16 protein-coding genes and 1 pseudogene are annotated in these 16730 nt (G+C 70.0%); 10 read left to right on the top strand and 7 right to left on the bottom strand.

The features are described 5' to 3' along the window. Position 1 precedes the first annotated feature (1 nt). Positions 2-466: an SRPBCC family protein gene (locus FGX59_RS04405; RefSeq protein WP_138465294.1), complete on the bottom strand. Its 465-nt coding sequence runs from the start codon at positions 464-466 to the stop codon at positions 2-4. After that, entirely contained in the window at positions 463-804 is a 342-nt protein-coding gene (locus tag FGX59_RS04400; protein WP_138465293.1) for a helix-turn-helix transcriptional regulator, read from the bottom strand. Before FGX59_RS04400 ends, FGX59_RS04405 begins: the two co-directional genes overlap by 4 nt. A 168-nt stretch (positions 805-972) precedes the next feature. Between FGX59_RS04400 and FGX59_RS04395 the strand changes: the two genes are divergently transcribed. The 3 genes from FGX59_RS04395 to lpxK are packed head-to-tail and all read left to right on the top strand — an operon-like array spanning position 973 to position 3521. Further along, the gene (locus tag FGX59_RS04395) at positions 973-1215 is read left to right on the top strand and encodes a DUF4170 domain-containing protein (RefSeq protein WP_138465292.1); all 243 of its coding nucleotides are present in this window, start codon (positions 973-975) and stop codon (positions 1213-1215) included. Between the two features lie 18 nt (positions 1216-1233). Continuing rightward, positions 1234-2517 (top strand): 3-deoxy-D-manno-octulosonic acid transferase, encoded by a 1284-nt coding sequence (locus tag FGX59_RS04390; protein ID WP_138465291.1) that lies wholly within the window; start codon positions 1234-1236, stop codon positions 2515-2517. Then, complete coding sequence (gene lpxK, locus FGX59_RS04385) at positions 2517-3521, top strand: tetraacyldisaccharide 4'-kinase (protein WP_138465290.1); 1005 nt, start codon at positions 2517-2519, stop codon at positions 3519-3521. Before FGX59_RS04390 ends, lpxK begins: the two co-directional genes overlap by 1 nt. A gap of 66 nt (positions 3522-3587) precedes the next feature. Here the strand turns inward: lpxK and FGX59_RS04380 are convergent, their stop codons facing one another. Next, positions 3588-4220, bottom strand: coding sequence for a DsbA family protein (locus FGX59_RS04380; RefSeq protein ID WP_171060506.1), 633 nt, complete (start codon positions 4218-4220; stop codon positions 3588-3590). 4 nt (positions 4221-4224) lie between these two features. Next, positions 4225-4746, bottom strand: coding sequence for a DUF721 domain-containing protein (locus FGX59_RS04375; RefSeq protein ID WP_138465289.1), 522 nt, complete (start codon positions 4744-4746; stop codon positions 4225-4227). A gap of 78 nt (positions 4747-4824) precedes the next feature. On the opposite strand from FGX59_RS04375, the gene mutY reads away from it, so the two are divergent. Together mutY and FGX59_RS04365 are read left to right on the top strand one after the other, a co-directional pair. Next, positions 4825-5880: an A/G-specific adenine glycosylase gene (gene mutY, locus FGX59_RS04370; protein ID WP_138465288.1), complete on the top strand. Its 1056-nt coding sequence runs from the start codon at positions 4825-4827 to the stop codon at positions 5878-5880. Between the two features lie 14 nt (positions 5881-5894). After that, positions 5895-6866 (top strand): annotated as a pseudogene (locus FGX59_RS04365) (alkane 1-monooxygenase); the annotation flags it as partial. A gap of 101 nt (positions 6867-6967) precedes the next feature. Here the strand turns inward: FGX59_RS04365 and mnmH are convergent. Both mnmH and FGX59_RS04355 read right to left on the bottom strand, forming a co-directional pair. Beyond that, positions 6968-8050, bottom strand: a complete 1083-nt coding sequence (gene mnmH / locus FGX59_RS04360) for a tRNA 2-selenouridine(34) synthase MnmH (protein ID WP_138465287.1) — start codon at positions 8048-8050, stop codon at positions 6968-6970. Positions 8051-8087: 37 nt separating this feature from the next. Next, entirely contained in the window at positions 8088-8807 is a 720-nt protein-coding gene (locus tag FGX59_RS04355) for a class I SAM-dependent methyltransferase (protein ID WP_171060505.1), read from the bottom strand. Between the two features lie 338 nt (positions 8808-9145). Between FGX59_RS04355 and FGX59_RS04350 the strand changes: the two genes are divergently transcribed. From FGX59_RS04350 to FGX59_RS04335, 4 genes are all read left to right on the top strand, one after another. Next, positions 9146-9844 (top strand): response regulator transcription factor, encoded by a 699-nt coding sequence (locus tag FGX59_RS04350; RefSeq protein ID WP_138465285.1) that lies wholly within the window; start codon positions 9146-9148, stop codon positions 9842-9844. A 131-nt stretch (positions 9845-9975) separates the two neighbouring features. Then, on the top strand, positions 9976-11010 hold the full coding sequence (locus FGX59_RS04345; protein ID WP_240722242.1) for an FIST N-terminal domain-containing protein: 1035 nt from the start codon (positions 9976-9978) through the stop codon (positions 11008-11010). A gap of 4 nt (positions 11011-11014) precedes the next feature. Beyond that, positions 11015-13243 carry a PAS-domain containing protein gene (locus FGX59_RS04340; RefSeq protein ID WP_138465283.1) on the top strand — a complete coding sequence of 743 codons (2229 nt, stop codon included), beginning with the start codon at positions 11015-11017 and terminating at the stop codon, positions 13241-13243. 110 nt (positions 13244-13353) lie between these two features. Continuing rightward, positions 13354-14226: a 1-acyl-sn-glycerol-3-phosphate acyltransferase gene (locus FGX59_RS04335; protein ID WP_138465282.1), complete on the top strand. Its 873-nt coding sequence runs from the start codon at positions 13354-13356 to the stop codon at positions 14224-14226. Positions 14227-14343: 117 nt separating this feature from the next. On the opposite strand, the gene FGX59_RS04330 is transcribed toward FGX59_RS04335, so the two are convergent. Further along, positions 14344-14850, bottom strand: coding sequence for a transglycosylase SLT domain-containing protein (locus FGX59_RS04330; RefSeq protein ID WP_240722241.1), 507 nt, complete (start codon positions 14848-14850; stop codon positions 14344-14346). A 301-nt stretch (positions 14851-15151) separates the two neighbouring features. On the opposite strand from FGX59_RS04330, the gene gatB reads away from it, so the two are divergent. Continuing rightward, positions 15152-16663, top strand: coding sequence for an Asp-tRNA(Asn)/Glu-tRNA(Gln) amidotransferase subunit GatB (gatB, locus tag FGX59_RS04325; RefSeq protein ID WP_138465280.1), 1512 nt, complete (start codon positions 15152-15154; stop codon positions 16661-16663). The last annotated feature ends 67 nt before the right edge of the window (positions 16664-16730 follow it).

Raw genomic sequence — 16730 nt, 5'->3', positions numbered from 1 at the left:
CTCAGCCCCCGGCCACCATCGCCTCGAGCTTGCCCAGCGTCTGCTGGCCCAGCTCTTCGGCGCCGAAGCCCTTCGCGGTGCGGCATTCCTCGGCCGTCACGAAGACCATCGACAGCGTGACCCGCGTCGCCCCGCCCAGATCCTCGAAGGTCGCCCGGGCATCGGCATGCTTCGGCCCGTTCTCGCCCCAGAGCAGCGTGTAGGCGATGTGCGCCTCGGGGCGGATCTCGGTATAGAGATGGTGGTTCGGATAGACCTTGCCGTCCGGGCCGATCATGTCGAAGAGCCATTCCCCGCCGGTCCGCAGGTCGATCCGCTGCGTCCGGCAGGAGAAGCCCTCCGGCCCCCACCACAGCGGCAGCGTCTCCTCGTTCACCCAGGCGCCCCAGACGGCCGCGCGCGGCGCCCGGATCACCCGCTCCAGCACCATGGTGCGGTCGGTTGCGTTGTCTTCCAGCCGGGTCATGAGTCCCCCTCCGTGATTGACTTGGCGACGAAGGCCTCCAGCCGGTCGAGCCGGGCCTCCCAGATCTCGCGCTGCTCGTCGAGCCAGGACCGCACCGGGTCGAGGCTGTCCGGGACCAGCGCGCAGGTGCGGATCCGCCCGTCCTTGGAGCTCGCGATCAGCCCCGCCTCCTCCAGCACCGAAAGATGCCGCATCACCGTCGGCAGCTTCAGCCCGGTCGGCCCGGCCAGCTCGGAAACGGCCAGCGGCTCGCGGCCCAGGCGCGACAGCATCGCCCGGCGCGTCGGATCGGACAGGGCGTGGAAAAGCAGGGACAGGTCAGGTGAATGCTTAGACATGTGGCTAACTAACCGCAGCCGCCGTGCCGGATCAAGAAATACTTCGCCGATCCGCTAAGTTTCTGCGCCCGGACCTGCCCTCTCCCTTGCGACTTTACCCGATCTTGACCCTTTGCTGCGATTGCACCAAAACGCGGGCGACCGGACAGTGCCACGGAGGTTCCCCAAATGGCCAAGCGACTGCATCTTGTCTTCGGCGGCGAGCTCGTCGATCCTTCCAAGACCGAGTTCAAGGATGTCGACGCCATCGACATCATCGGGATGTTCCCCGACTACGACTCCGCCCATTCCGCGTGGAAGGACGCCGCGCAGCGCACTGTCGACAACGCCCATATGCGGTATTTCATTGCCCATATCCATCGCCTGCGCGACCAGGAAAACCCGGCCTCCCCGACCGAAGAGCTCGGCTGAGCCCCTGCGCGTGCCTGAATGAAGCCCCTTGCCCTCTCCGCCTATCTTGCGTTTTCCCGCAATGCCGAGGGCTGGGGCCGCCGCCAGCTGCAGAAGCGGCTGGCCCGCGGCAAGGAAGACCCCGCGCGGATCGGCGAACGCGAGGGCCGCGCCTCGCAGCCCCGCCCCGAAGGCCCGCTGATCTGGTTCCACGCCGCCTCGGTCGGCGAGAGCCTGTCGATCCTCGAAGTCGTCAAGCGGCTGGGGATGCATGACCCGCAGCTGAATTTCCTCGTCACCACCGGCACCGTCACCTCGGCCGAGATCCTCGCCGCGCGCCTGCCTCCGCGCAGCATCCACCAGTTCGTGCCGCTCGACGTGCTGCCCTTCGTCCGCCGCTTCCTGGCGCATTGGCAGCCCGACCTGGCGATCTGGACCGAAAGCGAATTCTGGCCCGCGCTGATCACCGAGACGGCCGCCCGCGGCACGCCGCTGCTGCTGCTGAACGCCCGCATGTCCGAGCGCAGCGCGCGGCGCTGGTACTCGATCGGCAAGTCGGCGAAGGCGCTCCTGGAGCTGTTCTCGGCGGTGCAGGTGCAGGACGACGCCACTGCCGGGCATCTGCGCGCCCTCGGCATGCCGCGCGACCGGATGGCCGTGACCGGCACGCTGAAGGAAGGCACCCCGCCGCCGCCCTGCGACGAGTCGGAACTGGCGCGGCTCGGCGACCGGCTGAAGGGGCGCCCGCTCTGGTGCGCCGCCTCCACCCATGAGGGCGAGGAGGAGATCGCCGCCCAGGCCCACCGCCTGGCGCAGAAGAGCACGCACCGGCTGCTGATGATCCTCGCGCCGCGCCATCCCGAGCGCGGCGGCGCGATCCGCGACATGCTGGCCGCCCAGGGCTTCGCCGTGCGGCTGCGCAGCGAATATCCCTGCCCGGACGAGGATTGCGAAATCTATGTCGCCGACACGCTGGGCGAGATGGGGCTGTGGTACCGCCTGGCGCCGGTCAGCTTCGTCGGCGGCTCGCTGGTGCGGGTCGGCGGGCACAATCCCTACGAGCCCGCGGCGCTCGGCTCGGCGATCCTGCACGGGCCGCATGTCCACAATTTCGCCGATATCTACGCCCGGCTCGACGCCGCGGCCGCGGCGCTGCGGATCGCCGATGCCCAGGGCCTGGGCGAGGCGGTGGCCGAGCTGCTGCAGCCCTCGCGCAGCGCGCCGATGGCCTATGCCGCCTGGGAGCTCAGCTCCTCCGGCGCCGATGTCACCGACAAGGCGCTGGCGCTGATCCTCGAGCATCTGCCCGGCCCGGCGCACTGATGCAGGCGCCGCGCTTCTGGGACAATCCGCCGGAGCGGCCCGGCTGGCAGGCACGGGCGCTGGCGCCCCTGGGCGCGCTCTATGCCGCCGGAACCGCGCGGCGGGTGGCGCAGCCGCCGCTCTGCCGCCCTGCCGTGCCGGTGATCTGCGTCGGCAATATCAATGCCGGGGGCACCGGCAAGACGCCGACGGTGATGATGCTCCTGCAGAAGCTTGCCGAGGCCGGGCGCGCGCCATTCGTGGTCAGCCGCGGCCATGGCGGCAGCGAAGAAGGCCCGCTGCGCGTCGATCCGCGGCGCCACAGCGCGGCCGAGACCGGGGACGAGCCGCTACTGCTGGCCGATTTCGCACCGGTGGTGATCGCCCGCGACCGTGCGGCGGGCGCGACGCTGGCCGAGGCCGAGGGCGCCGGGGTGATCCTGCTCGATGACGGCTTCCAGAACCCGGCCCTGGCCAAGGACCTGTCGATCGTGGTCGCGGATGCGGCGCATGGCTTCGGCAATGGCCGGGTGCTGCCCGCGGGCCCGCTGCGCGAGCCGGTGGCGGCGGGGCTGGCGCGGGCCGACCTGCTGCTGACCCTGGGCGATGCGGAGGCGCAGGCGCGCTTCGACACGGCCTGGGGCGCCGCCACGGCGGGGCTGGCGCGGCAGCGGGCGGAGCTTCTGCCGCTGCAGACCGGCATGGACTGGCGCGGCGTGCCGGTGCTGGCCTTTGCCGGGATCGGGCGGCCGGAGAAGTTCTTCGCCACGCTGCGCGCACTCGGCGCCGATCTGCGCCGGACCGAGGCGCTGTCGGATCACCAGGCGCTCGGCCCGGCGCTGATGCAGCGGCTGCAGGCCGAGGCGCGGGCGACCGGCGCGCAGCTTGTCACCACCGAGAAGGACGCCGTCCGCCTGCCCCAGGCGCTGCGGCGCGAGGTGCTGACCCTGCCGGTGCGGCTCGGCAGCCCCGACTGGTCGGTGCTCGACGGCTTCCTCGCCGGCCTGACGGCAGGCCAAGGCTAATGCAAAACCGGGGCGCATGAAAAAGGGGCCCCGAAGGCCCCTTCCCCGCTGTCGCTGATCCCGGGATCAGCTTCCCAGCTTCTCGTCCAGGATCGAGGCGAACTTGTCGTAGCCCATGTTGGAATAGGGCTCGCCGTCGATGAAGAAGGACGGGGTCGCGGTGACATTGTCGGCCTTGGCGTTCTCGCCGTACCAGGCGACCAGCGCCTGGGCCATGTCGTTGTCGTTCAGGCAGGCGTCGAGCTCGTCCTTGGTCAGCCCGGCGGTCAGGCCGATCTTGCGCAGCGCATCGGCGATCTGCGCCGGCTCGCCCGCGCGCGCCCATTCGTTCTGGGTCGCGAACATCCGGTCGGCAATGCCGAAGAACCGCATCTCGCCGCCGCAGCGCGCCACCATCGAGGCCCAGAGGCCGAAACGGTCGAAATAGACCTCGCGGAAGGTGAACTGCACCTTGCCGGTGTCGATGTAGTTGGCCTTCAGCTCGTGGAAGACGTTCTGGTGGAAATTGGCGCAATGCGGGCAGGTGAAGCTGGCATATTCCATCACTTTCACCGGCGCGTCGGCGCTGCCCAGGACCATGTCCTTGATGGCGGGCGCATCGCCCGCGGGCGCGGCATCCTGCGCGAAGGAGAATGAGGGCAGCATCGTGGCCGTGCCGAGCATGAGCGCGGAGGTCAGAAGCTCGCGACGTGCGATCATTGGGTCATACCTTGTGTTTTCTTGCGTTGATTCTGGCGCCGAGCCCGGCCAGCGCGTCGCGCAGGGCCTGATCGGCCACGTCCCGGGTCTGGGCTTCGATTTCCGGCGTGGGCGCGGGCGGCGGCGGGGGCGCGGCGGCAAAGCCCGCCTGCGCCTCGGCAAAGCCGCCATGCCCGGCGGTCTGGGTCAGCGCGATGCGGGCGATGGCATTGTAGCCGTAACAGGCATTCACCCGGGCGCGGATCACCTCGGACTGGGCCTGGATGATCGGCCCGGCAGCACCGCGGACCAGGATGGTCAGCGTCGCGCCCAGCCCGCCCTTCCTGGCATAGCCGACCTTCACCGGCTCGCACATCCGCGCCATGTCCTCGCCCACGACCTCGGTCCAATGCGTCAGCAGCCGCGTCATCGCAAAGCCACGGCTCTCGCCCGCCTTCGAGATGCGGGTCTGGACAAGACTGCCCGCGCTTGCGAAGCCACGGCCGCGCCGCTGCATCGGGGACTTGGATTTCCGGGCGTCGGACATTGCGCTCCTTCCGTTCGGGCGCCAGATTACCCGCTCTGGTGGCGCATGCCAGAGCAAACCTTGGTGGAGGCATAACGCTTGCGTGACAGTAGTCCAGAGGCAACCGCGGCAGATCTGCTGGAATGGTACGACCGCCACGCGAGGGTGCTGCCCTGGCGCGTGCCACCCCATGCCGACGAGCGGCCGGACCCCTACCGGGTCTGGCTGTCGGAGGTGATGCTGCAGCAGACGACCGTGCCCGCGGTGAAGGCCTATTTCCACCGCTTCACGCTGGAATGGCCGACGGTGCAGGCGCTGGCAGCGGCCGAGGATGCCGACGTGATGGCCGCCTGGGCGGGGCTGGGCTACTACGCCCGGGCCCGGAACCTGCTGAAATGCGCGCGCGAAGTGGCGCAGATGGGGCAGTTCCCCGACACGCTCGAGGGGCTCCTGGGCCTGCCCGGCATCGGCCCCTATACCGCCGCCGCGATCGCCGCCATCGCCTTCGACCGGCCCGAGACGGTGGTCGACGGCAATGTCGAGCGGGTGATGGCGCGGCTCCATGACGTCGAGACGCCGCTGCCGACGGCCAAGCCCGAGCTGACCCGGCTGGCCGCCGCGCTGACGCCCGCCGAACGGCCGGGCGACTATGCCCAGGCGGTGATGGATCTGGGCGCGACGATCTGCACGCCGCGCAACCCGGCCTGCGGCATCTGCCCCTGGCGCGACCCCTGCCAGGCCCGGCGCGAGGGCACGGCGGCCGACCTGCCGAAGAAGCTGCCGAAGCGCGAGAAGCCGACGCGGCTTGGCATCGTCTATCTCGGCCGCCGCGCCGACGGCGCCTGGCTTCTCGAGACGCGCCCGGCCTCGGGGCTGCTCGGCGGCATGCTCGGCTGGCCGGGCAGCGACTGGGCCGAGGCGGAGCCGGTCGCGATGCCGCCCGCCCCCGGCGACTGGCAGACGCTCAATGGCGAGGTGCGCCACACCTTCACCCATTTCCACCTGCGGCTTCGGCCGATGGTGGCGCGGCTGCCGCAGGAGGCGGAGCCGCGGCGCGGGCATTTCGTGGCCAAGGGCGATTTCCGCTCCGCCCATCTGCCGACGGTGATGCGCAAGGCCTTCACCCTTTCGAAACCCTGGTTCGAGGAGAAATAGCGGCAGGAGGCCCGATGTCCCTGCCCGCCCAGTCCCTGTTCCGCCGCGCCGACGGCGTGCCCCGCGCCTGGCCCTACTGGGGCTCTCTGCTGCTGGTGCCGCTGGTGGTCCTAGCGGCCGCGGCGGGCGGCTGGGCGCTCCTGCTGGTGCCGCTGGCGGCCTGGGGCGCGACGGCGGCGCTCGACCGGCTGATCGGCGAGGACCGCGGCGAGGCGGGCGATCCCGCCCAGGGGCTCTTCTGGCATCTGGCGCTGCTCTGGGTCTGGGCGCCCTTGCAGGCGGGGCTGCTCCTCGCCCTCCTCGCCACGCGGCGGGAACTGGGACTGTCCCCGGGCGAGGAGATCCTGCTCTTCTCCGGCATGGGCGTGCTCAGCGGCACGATCGGCATCACCTACGCGCATGAGCTGATCCACCGCCCCTGCGCCAAGTCGCGGCTGCTGGGCGACCTGCTGCTCGGCTCCGTGCTCTACGGCCATTTCCGCAGCGAGCACCTGCTGGTCCACCATGTCCATGTCGCCACCCCCCGCGATCCGGCGACGGCGCGGCGGGGCGAGGGATTCTGGCGCTACTTCCTGCGGGTGCTGCCGCAGGGGCTGGCCAGCGCCCGCGATGCCGAGGCCGCGCGGCAGCGGCGGCGCGGCCGGCCGCCCTGGCACCTGTCGAACCCGTTCTGGCTCTATGCCGGGCTGGCCTGCCTCTTCTGCGGCCTCGCCCTGGCGCTCGGCGGCCCGGCGGGGCTCGGCCTGTTCCTCTGGCAGGCGCTGGTCGCGGTCTGGCAGCTGGAGCTGGTCAACTACATCGAGCATTACGGGCTGGTCCGGGCACGGCGTCCGGACGGACGCTACGAGCCGGTCGGGCCGCAGCATTCCTGGAACGCGGCGCAGCGGGCCTCGAACTGGCTGCTGATCAACCTGCAGCGCCATTCCGACCACCATGTCGTGCCGATGCGGCCCTATCCGCTGCTGCGCAACCGCGCCGGGGCGCCGGAGCTGCCGCATGGCTATCCGGTGATGACGGTGCTGGCGATGGTGCCGCCGCTCTGGCGGGCGCGGATGCATCCGCGCCTCGCCGCCTGGCAGGCGCGGCACTATCCGGCCGCCGCCACCTCGCGCGCGGCATCGGCGCGGGCGACGGCCGCGGCCAGCCCGGGCGCGGCGCCGCGCAGGGCGGCCGGGGACAGCGAGGCCAGCGCCAGCGCCTCGGCCGGGACATTGCCGTGGCGCGCCTCCGACCGGGCATAGCGCGGGTCGTAATGGTCGCGCATCAGCTCGGCCGCCACCTGGCGGAAGGCGCCCTGGCGCACCTGGCCCTGCCAGGCCTCGACCCGCTCATGGCCCTGCAGCCGGACGAGCTTCTCCAGCGTCGCGCAGAACCCGTCGGGATCGGCGACCAGATCGGCATAGGCGTCGAGGAAGAACTCCGCGCGCTCCTCCAGCGGCGCGGCGACCTCAACCCGCGGGGCGGCGCACATCCGCTCCCAGAGCCGGGGCGGCACCAGCAGATCGCCGATCCTCGAGCTCTCCGCCTCCACCACCACCGGGCGCGCCGGATCGAGCGCGCAGAGCGCCTGGGCGATGCGGCTCTCGAACATCTTCTGCGCGGGCTGCGGCGCGGCATGGCCGCCGAAGACCGAGCCGCGATGCTGCGCCAGCCCCTCGAGATCGAGCACCTGCACGCCCTCGCGCGCGAGCTCGCCCAGAAGCACGGTCTTCGCCGTGCAGGTCATCCCCGAGAGCACCACGCAGCGGAAGGGCAAGGGCGCCTCGTGCAGCATCCCGGCCACCAGCCGCCGGTAGGTACGGTAGCCGCCATCGACCTGCTCTGCGCGCCAGCCGACCTCGCGCAGGAGCCAGGTGAAGGTGCCCGAGCGCTGGCCGCCGCGCCAGCAATAGACCATCGGCCGCCAGGGCGCGGGCCGGTCGGCCAGCTCCGTCTCCAGATGGCGGGCAATGTTGCGCAGGACCAGCGCGGCGCCGAGCTTGCGGGCGCCGAAGCGGCTCTCCTGCTTGTAGATGGTGCCAACGCGGGCGCGCTCGTCATTGTCGAGCACGGGCAGGCTGATGGCGCCGGGGACGTGGTCCTCGGCGAATTCGGCGGGGCTGCGCACGTCGATCACGTCATCGAAACCGTGGGCGAAGAAGCCGGAAAGAGTGTCTATCTCGCGAAGCATCCCCTCTCCTAGCGCCTGTCGCGGCAATGCGAAAGCGTCAGCGCCGGCGCGCGGTGCCCAGCCAGATCGGCCGCAGCCGCTTCGAGACGCCGTAATTCTGCGGCGCCACCCCGGGAATGCCCTTCGGCCCGAACCCGCCGGTGCGCAGAGGCACGAAGCCCGCCTCCGCCATCAGCGCCTGCAGCGCCTTCGGCTCGATGCCGCGGCGGCGGCCGAGATGCTTGGGCAGGCCCGCCGCCATGCGGCCGGGAAAGAACCGCATCCTGAGCGCCGGCAGGAGCCCCGGCCGGGTGCAGGCGACCATCAGCACGCCCTCGGGGCAGAGCACCCGCGCCGCCTCGGCAAGCACGGCGCGGCGGTCGAGCTCGCGGTCGAAGACATGGTCGCAGAGCACGATGTCGAAGGCCCCCGACTCGAAGGGCAGCTCGGAGAGCGCCGCGGCATGGCGGTAGGTGACGCGGTAGCCATGCGCCTGCGAGCGCTCGCGGGCATGGCGCAGCATCGCCTCGCGGGTGTCGACGGCGGTGACGGCGCAGCCGCGGCGCAAGAGCCCGTCGGCGAGGATGCCGGATTCGCATTGCAGCTGCAGCACCCGGCTGCCTGCCCAGCGGGCGTCGCCGCCGAGATATTTCAGCTTCACCGACAGCGCGGCGCGGGCGCAGGTCCACCAGGCGTCCCGCTCGTCGTAATCCTGCGCCGCGGCCTCTTCCGGAGACAGCCCCCCGGCATCCTGGCCTCCCGCCGGGAAATCCTTCATGCGTACCTCCGTGTCCGCCATGGCCCTCCCCGGACCCGCGCCCGAAGCGGCGCCGGACGGTCCCGGATCCTGTCCGCAAACGGACGGCCCCGCCGGGGGCAAGCCCTTGTCCAGTATCACAATTCGAATACTTGACAATCACTTTCAGGTTGACCGGACCCCGCGCCGCACGGCATGGCGGCCTGCTGCAGCGCGGCATCGCCCGGACGGCCAGGCGCCGTGGCGCCGTTCGGCCAATTGCCTGACAGGGCACGGGTTTTGCCGTCTCCGACCAAGGTCTAGCGCGCCCGGCACAGCATCTTCTTGGCGGGTGCGGGGCGGCGGTGCTAGAAATGGGCATGACCAGTCCTCATCCCGCCCCTGCCGCGCCCAGGCTGCGCACCGCCCTGATCGTGGACGACCATCCGCTGTTCTGCGACGCGCTGACCATGACGCTGCGGCTCTGCACATCGATCACCGACATCCGCACCGCGGAACGGCTCTCCACGGCTCTGGAGATGCTCGAGGGCGGCGACCTGCCCGACGTCGTCGTGCTGGACCTCAACCTGCCGGATGTGCGCGGGCTCGACGGGCTGGTGCGGATCTGCAAGGCGGCGAAGGACATCCCCGTGCTGATCGTCTCGTCGATGGCCGACAACCGGATGATCGCCTCGTCGCTGCGGGCGGGCGCCGCGGGCTTCGTGCCCAAGCACAGCCAGCGCGACGTGTTCCAGCGCGCCTTCGAGGCCCTGGCCGCGGGCGAGCGCTTCACCCCGCCGGGCTATGTGCCGATCGAGCCCGACCAGACCGATGCCGGCGATGCGCCGCTGGAGCGGATGTCGCTGCTGACCAAGCAGCAGGCCCGCATCCTGGAGCTGATCTGCGAGGGCAAGCTGAACAAGCAGATCGCCTATGACCTGTCGATCGCCGAGACCACGGTGAAGGCCCATGTCACGGCGATCATGCGCAAGCTCGGCGTCCAGAGCCGCACCCAGGCGGTGCTGATCGCGCAATCGGCGCGGTTCAGCCACGTCCTGCAGCAGGGAGAGCCGCAATAGCACCGGGCGGACCCCTGTCACAGACCCTGGCCCGCGCCGCCCCGGTCCTGGCCTGCGCGCATGCGCCCTGCGACGCGCCCGACGCGCTCCAGCAGATCCGGCAGGAGCTGAAGCTCGCGCCCGGCGACCTGGTGGCGATCTTCGTCTCGCCGGTCGCCGATGTCGCCCGCATCGCCGCCGAGGCCGCCCGCGCCTTTTCCGGCATGACCGTGATCGGCTGCACCACCGCCGGCGAGATCACCGGCCAGGGCTATGCCTCGCGCGAGATCGTGGCGCTCGGCTTCCGGCAGGATCTCTTCGCCTGCGACACGGTGCTGGTGCGCAACCTGCATGATTTCGACAATCACGACCTCAGCTACCGCGTGCTGCGCGCCCGCTCCGAGCTGGAGCGCCGGGCGCCGGACTGGACCACGGAATTCGCCTTCACCCTGATCGACGGGCTGTCGCTGGCCGAGGACATCCTGATGGGCGCGCTGGCGATGACCATGGGGCCGGTGCCGATCTTCGGCGGCTCCGCGGGCGACGACGCCGCGTATACCCGCGCCTTCATCCTGCACGAGGGCGAGGCGCTGACCGATGCCGCGGTGCTGACGCTGGTGCGCACGCGCTGCCGGGTGAAACTCTTCACGCTCGACCATCTCAGCCCGACCGAGGCGCAGATGGTCGTCACCGGCGCCGACCCGGCGCGGCGGCTGGTCACCGAGATCAATGCCGAGCCCGCCGGGCGCGAATATGCCCGCATCCTGCAGAAGGATCCCGAGCAGCTCGGGCCGATGACCTTCGCCGCGCATCCCCTGCTGGTGCGGATCGGCGACACGCATCATGTCCGCTCGATCCAGCGGGTCGACGAGGAGGGCAACCTGGTCTTCCATTCGGCCATCGCCGAGGGCGTGGTGCTGACGCTAGCGCGCGCCGAGCCGATCGTGGCGCATCTGGAGCGCGAGCTGGGGCGGCTCTGCGAGGGCGGCCCGCCCGCCTCGATCCTCGGCTTCGACTGCATGCTGCGGCGCATCGAGGCCGAGCAGAGCCAGGAGGTCGGCGCGCTCAGCCGCGTTCTCGCCCGCCATGGCGTGGTCGGCTTCAACACCTATGGCGAGCAGTACCACGCGACCCATGTGAACCAGACGCTGACCGGCGCCGCGATCTACCCGCCCGAGACGGACTGACCCCATGAGCCAGTGGCTGATCGACCCCGAAGACAGTCTGGAGCGGCAGCGCGACAAGCTCCTGAAGATCGCCTCGGTTCTGATGCGGCGGGTGGAGCAGGACTTCTCCGACAAGAATGCCAGCTACGCGCATTTCCAGCGCGCGGTGATGCTGGAGGAGCAGGTCAGGAACCGCACCCGCGACCTGGAGCGGACGCTCGACCTGCTGAACCAGGCCAATGCCCAGCTGACCGATGCCACGATCCGCGCCGAGAAGGACCGGGCGAACCTGTCGAACGCCATCGAGGCGATCCAGGAGGGCTTCGCGCTCTTCGATGCCGAGGAACGGCTGGTGCTGTGCAATTCGCGCTTCTGCCAGCACCTGCCCGACATCCAGGCGCGGATGGAGCCGGGGCTGCAGTTCAACGCCTATGTCGACATGGTCAGCGAGAGCCGCCACCTGGTGCTGCCGCCCGACACCTCGGTCCGGCAATGGCGCGACCAGCGCAAGGACAAGCACCGCGAGGACTATGTCGTCTTCAACGTCCGGCTGATCTGGGACCGCTGGCTGCAGGTCAGCGAGCAGCGCACCCATGACGGCTTCACGGTGATGATCCATACCGACATCACCGACATCATCCGGCTGGAGCGGCGCGAGCGGGAGCGCATGCTCGACGACCAGGCGCGGCTGATCCGGGCGACGCTGGACCATGTGAACCAGGGGGTCTGCATCTTCGACGCCGACCACCACCTGATCGGCTGGAACCAGCGGCTGAGCTCGCTCCTGGCGATCCCGGCGGGGCGGCTGTCGGTCGGCGCGCGGTTCGGACGGCTCCTGGACATGATCGGCGAGCGGGTGCAGTTCCCGGGCGCGGCCAACGCAGACACGCTGCGCGACTGGGTGGCGCGCGAGACCGAGCGCCCGGCGCTTAGCTTCGAGATCCAGCGCGGCCAGCGGATCATCCTCGACGTCTTCGCCGAGGAGACGCCGGACCGCGGCTTCGTCATCAGCTTCACCGATGTCACCTCCGAGCGCGAGGCGATCCGCGCCATGGTGCAGGCCAACGAGACGCTGGAGCAGCGCGTCGCCGAGCGGACGCTGGACCTGGAGCACGCGCTGGCCGATGCGGAACGGGCCAATTCCTCGAAATCGCGCTTCGTCGCGGCGGCGAGCCACGACCTGCTGCAGCCGCTCTCGGCGGCCAAGCTCTTCCTCAGCTCGCTCGAGGAAGGCGGCGCCGCCCCCGCCCTGCAGCGCGAGACGCTGCAGCGGACGCGCAATGCGCTGGTCAGCGTGGAAACCATCCTGGCCTCGCTCCTCGACATCTCGCGGCTCGATGCCGGGCTGGCCGCCGTCGATCCCGCGCCGGTGCCCCTGGGGCTGGTGCTGAACACGCTGGCCGACGAGTTCGAGCCGCTGGCGCGCGCCAAGGGGCTGCGGCTGACCATCCTGCCCTGCTCGGCGATCGTCACCTCGGACCAGATCTATCTGCGCCGCATCCTGCAGAACCTGATCGCCAATGCGGTGCGCTACACGCCCCGGGGGCGGATCCTGGTCGGCGCACGGCGCCGGGGCGACGAGGTCCGGGTCGAGGTCTGGGACACCGGCGTCGGCATCGCGCCCGAGGACCAGCAGACCGTCTTCGGCGAGTTCCAGCGCGGCCGCGCGGCGGCGGACCTGTCCGAGGGCGTGGGGCTCGGCCTCGCCATCGTCGAGCGCGCCTGCGCGCTTCTCGGCCACCAGGTGGCGCTCGCCTCCGAGCCGGGGCGCGGCAGCGTCTTCTCGGTCACTTTCGCCCGGGCATCCGCGGCCGCGCCGGTCGCGCGCGCCCGCAGCGATCCCGCCCGCGCGGCGAGCTCTGCGCTCGAAGGACAGATCGCGCTGCTGGTCGAGCCGGACGAGACCCTGCGCGCCGCCCTCGCCCAGCAGTTCGATGCCTGGCACATGGAGGTGCTCGACCTGCCCGATGCGCAAGAAGCCGCCGAGTTGCTGGGAGAGATCGACATCCTGCCCGACCTGGTCATCCTGGGCATCCGCCGCGGCGAAGGGGTGGCCCTGCTCGACCAGCTGCGCAGCGCCGCTCCGCAGCTCTCCAGCCTTCCCACATTGGCGATTTCCTCCGACAAGTCGCTGGAGCTGCGCCAGAAGCTGGAGCGGCGCGGGGTCGAGATGGCGCGCAAGCCGATCGACCCGGACGCGCTTCACCGCCGCATCGACGCGCTGCTGCGACCTGCGATCAGCTTGACTGGATGAACGTTCCCGGGCAGCTTGGCGGGGACGAGTTTTCTCGAATTGCCTTGAAGATGGGCGGCCGCAGAGCATATTGTCACCAGGCCGTCGCAGGTCGCGATCAAGATAGCCGGATGCAAGACAGAATCGATCCTCTCATTGCCGAACGGGCCCCCTGGCTCTTCTCGGACCTGCCCTGGGCCCCGCCCTGCCGTTTCGCGCTGACGCGGATGCTCGGCTATTCCAAGACGGTGCGCCTGGGCGAGCATTTCGACCCGCTGCCGGTCGGCGAGATCATGTCGCAGCTGGCCGACATGCTGGCCAAGGATCTGGAATTCTCGGGGATCACCAACATTCCCGCCGCGGGCCCGGCGCTGATCGTGGCCAACCATCCGACCGGCATTGCCGACGGCATCATCCTGAACGCCGTGCTCAGCAAGGTCCGCACCGACGCGTATTTCTACGCCAATTGCGACATCCTGCGGGTGCTGCCGCAATTCGACGGCATGATCGCGCCGGTCGAATGGCGCAAGGAGAAGCGCAGCCATTCGAAGACGCGCGAGACGATGGCCTATACCCGCAAGGCGGTCGACCAGGGGCGGCTGGGGGTGATCTTCCCCTCGGGACGCCTGGCCAAGCGGCGCGGGCTGAAGCTCTACGAGCGGCCCTGGATGGCCTCTGCGGCGATGATCGCGCGCAAGTTCGAGCTGCCGGTCATCCCGGTGAACATCCGCGCGCGCAACTCGGTGCTGTTCTATCTCTTCGACCTGCTGCACCCGACGCTGCGCGACATCACGCTGTTCCACGAGACGCTGAACAAGGCCAAGCAGCCCTACCGCGTCACCATCGGCGAACCGATCTCGCCCGCCTCCCTGCCGGTGAAATCCGAGGACGGCATCGAGATGCTGCGCCGGGCCACGCTGGCGCTCGGCGGCCGCTACGCGCCGAATGTCTCGCTGGTGCAGAACAGCCGCTGGGTCGCGAAGACCAAGCTCCTGAGCTACTGACGGGCCGCGCCCCGCCCCGCGGGCGGTTCCGGCGCATTCGGCTTTCCGGCATTCGAAGCGGACGCCCTCGCGGGAGCGTCCCGCGGCAGGCCGCGACGCACGCGGCCCCGGGCAGGCTCAGCCCTTGGCTTCCTGCGCCTGGCAATAACCCTGGCTGCTGACCCAGGTCATCATGTCATTGCGCTTCTTCGAGGAATGGAACGGACCCCAGTCGGCTGCCACGCCGCGCATGCCCGCCGAGATCACGCCGTCCCGCGGCACGGTCTTGTTCATGATGCGGATGGCGCAGGAGAGGTTCTTGGACCCGTCGAGCAGCGCAGAGCCGCTCTTGGCTTCGCAGCCATAGGCCCGGGCCGTCCCCGGCGCGATCTGCACCAGTCCGAACCAGCGCCCGCCGCCGCCGACGGCGGTCTCGCGCCAGGTGCTCTCGTGCTTGGCCATCGAGGAGAGGAGCCCCGCCCAGAAGGCCTGCCGGTCCTCCATCGAGGCGGTCTTGTAGCCCGGGCAGTAGTTGTCGATGTCGCCGGGAACCATCTGGGGCAGATCGCTGCCATGTTCCTGCAGCGCCTTGAGTGCCGCCTGCGTCCAGGCCTCGCCCTTCGCGGACTTGTTGTCCCACGCCATGGTGGGCTTCTCCGTGCGGCTGGCCATTGCCGGGCCGTTTTCCACGGAACAGGCCCCCAGGGCCATACCAATTACCAGAACGCAAAGCCGCAGCCTCGTCATGCGGGACCTCATCGCCATTTCGCCGAAGGCGTGGTTAGGGCGCGACGGCCATCCGGCAAAGGCTTTATTTCAAGCCCGGAGTAATTGGGCAGATCCCCGCCGATCCCCGCCCGCCCCGGCCTGTTTGCGCGGCCCTTGTTTCCCGGGCGCGCCTTGGCGTAGAAGAGCCCATCCCGGCAATGCCCTCGACGGAGATCCCATGCTCGACCTGACCTACGACACCCCGAAACCCAAGGTGATTGCCGGCGCGACCGGCGACTGGGAACTCGTGATCGGCATGGAGATCCACGCGCAGGTCTCGTCCGAGGCGAAGCTGTTCTCCGGCGCCTCGACGAAATTCGGCGCCGAGCCGAACGCGAATGTGGCCTTCGTCGATGCCGCCATGCCCGGCATGCTGCCCGTGATCAACGAATTCTGCATCGCCCAGGCGGTGCGCACCGGGCTCGGGCTGAAGGCGGAGATCAACCTGGTCTCGGCCTTCGACCGCAAGAACTACTTCTATCCCGACCTGCCGCAGGGCTACCAGATCAGCCAGCTCTACCACCCGATCGTCGGCGAGGGCGAAGTGCTGGTCGAGCTGGCCGAGGGCATCGCGCGGCTGGTGCGGATCGAGCGCATCCACCTGGAGCAGGACGCCGGCAAGTCGATCCACGACATGGATCCGCACATGTCCTTCGTCGATCTCAACCGCACCGGCGTCGCGCTCATGGAGATCGTCAGCCGCCCCGACATCCGCGGCCCCGAAGAGGCCGCCGCCTATGTCGGCAAGCTGCGCCAGATCCTGCGCTATCTCGGCACCTGCGACGGCAACATGCAGAACGGCAACCTGCGCGCCGACGTCAACGTCTCGGTCTGCCGTCCGGGCGATTACGAGAAATACCAGGCGACCCAGGATTTCGGCCATCTGGGCACGCGCTGCGAGATCAAGAACATGAACTCGATGCGCTTCATCCAGGCCGCGATCGAGGTCGAGGCGCGCCGCCAGATCGCGATCCTCGAGGATGGCGGCAAGATCGACCAGGAAACCCGGCTCTACGATCCGGACAAGAACGAGACGCGGTCGATGCGCTCGAAGGAAGAGGCGCATGACTACCGCTACTTCCCCTGCCCCGACCTGCTGCCGCTGGAGATCGAGCAGGGCTGGGTCGACGACATCGCCGCGACGCTGCCCGAGCTGCCGGATGCCCGCAAGGCGCGCTACATCGCCGATTACGGCCTGTCGGACTACGACGCCTCGGTGCTGACCGCCGAGGTGGAGAATGCCGCCTATTTCGAGGAGGTCGCCAATGCCTCCGACGGCAAGCTGGCCGCGAACTGGGTGATCAACGACCTCTTCGGCCGGCTGAAGAAGGACGACAAGGCGCTGTCCGACAGCCCGGTCAGCCCGGCGCAGCTCGGCGGGATCATCAACCTGATCCAGAAGGGCGACATCTCGGGCAAGATCGCCAAGGACCTGTTCGAGATCGTCTATGTCGACGGCGGCGACCCCTCGCATATCGTCGAGGAGCGCGGCATGAAGCAGGTGACCGATACCGGCGCGATCGAGGCCGCGGTGGACGAGGTGATCGCCGCCAACCCGGCGCAGGTCGAGAAGGCCAAGCAGAACCCGAAGCTCGCGGGCTGGTTCGTCGGCCAGGTGATGAAGGCCACGGGCGGCAAGGCCAACCCGAAGGCCGTGAACGACCTGGTGGCGGCAAAGCTGGGGCTCTGAGCCCGGCGCCGTGCAATTCAGAATACAGGAAGGGGCCCCGCGGGGCCCCTTTTTCGTGCGGTGGCGC

The sequence above is a fragment of the Poseidonocella sp. HB161398 genome (assembly GCF_005870025.1).
Classification (GTDB): Bacteria; Pseudomonadota; Alphaproteobacteria; order Rhodobacterales; family Rhodobacteraceae; genus Mangrovicoccus.
This window is presented reverse-complemented; position numbering and strand designations above follow the sequence as displayed.

Coding starts and splice junctions, on each gene's coding strand:
- FGX59_RS04405 (WP_138465294.1), bottom strand. CDS start 466: ATGACCCGGCTGGAAGACAACGCAACCGACCGCACCATGGTGCTGGAG.
- FGX59_RS04400 (WP_138465293.1), bottom strand. CDS start 804: ATGTCTAAGCATTCACCTGACCTGTCCCTGCTTTTCCACGCCCTGTCC.
- FGX59_RS04395 (WP_138465292.1), top strand. CDS start 973: ATGGCCAAGCGACTGCATCTTGTCTTCGGCGGCGAGCTCGTCGATCCT.
- FGX59_RS04390 (WP_138465291.1), top strand. CDS start 1,234: ATGAAGCCCCTTGCCCTCTCCGCCTATCTTGCGTTTTCCCGCAATGCC.
- lpxK (WP_138465290.1), top strand. CDS start 2,517: ATGCAGGCGCCGCGCTTCTGGGACAATCCGCCGGAGCGGCCCGGCTGG.
- FGX59_RS04380 (WP_171060506.1), bottom strand. CDS start 4,220: ATGATCGCACGTCGCGAGCTTCTGACCTCCGCGCTCATGCTCGGCACG.
- FGX59_RS04375 (WP_138465289.1), bottom strand. CDS start 4,746: ATGTCCGACGCCCGGAAATCCAAGTCCCCGATGCAGCGGCGCGGCCGT.
- mnmH (WP_138465287.1), bottom strand. CDS start 8,050: ATGCTTCGCGAGATAGACACTCTTTCCGGCTTCTTCGCCCACGGTTTC.
- FGX59_RS04355 (WP_171060505.1), bottom strand. CDS start 8,807: ATGAAGGATTTCCCGGCGGGAGGCCAGGATGCCGGGGGGCTGTCTCCG.
- FGX59_RS04350 (WP_138465285.1), top strand. CDS start 9,146: ATGACCAGTCCTCATCCCGCCCCTGCCGCGCCCAGGCTGCGCACCGCC.
- FGX59_RS04340 (WP_138465283.1), top strand. CDS start 11,015: ATGAGCCAGTGGCTGATCGACCCCGAAGACAGTCTGGAGCGGCAGCGC.
- FGX59_RS04335 (WP_138465282.1), top strand. CDS start 13,354: ATGCAAGACAGAATCGATCCTCTCATTGCCGAACGGGCCCCCTGGCTC.
- FGX59_RS04330 (WP_240722241.1), bottom strand. CDS start 14,850: ATGGCGTGGGACAACAAGTCCGCGAAGGGCGAGGCCTGGACGCAGGCG.
- gatB (WP_138465280.1), top strand. CDS start 15,152: ATGCTCGACCTGACCTACGACACCCCGAAACCCAAGGTGATTGCCGGC.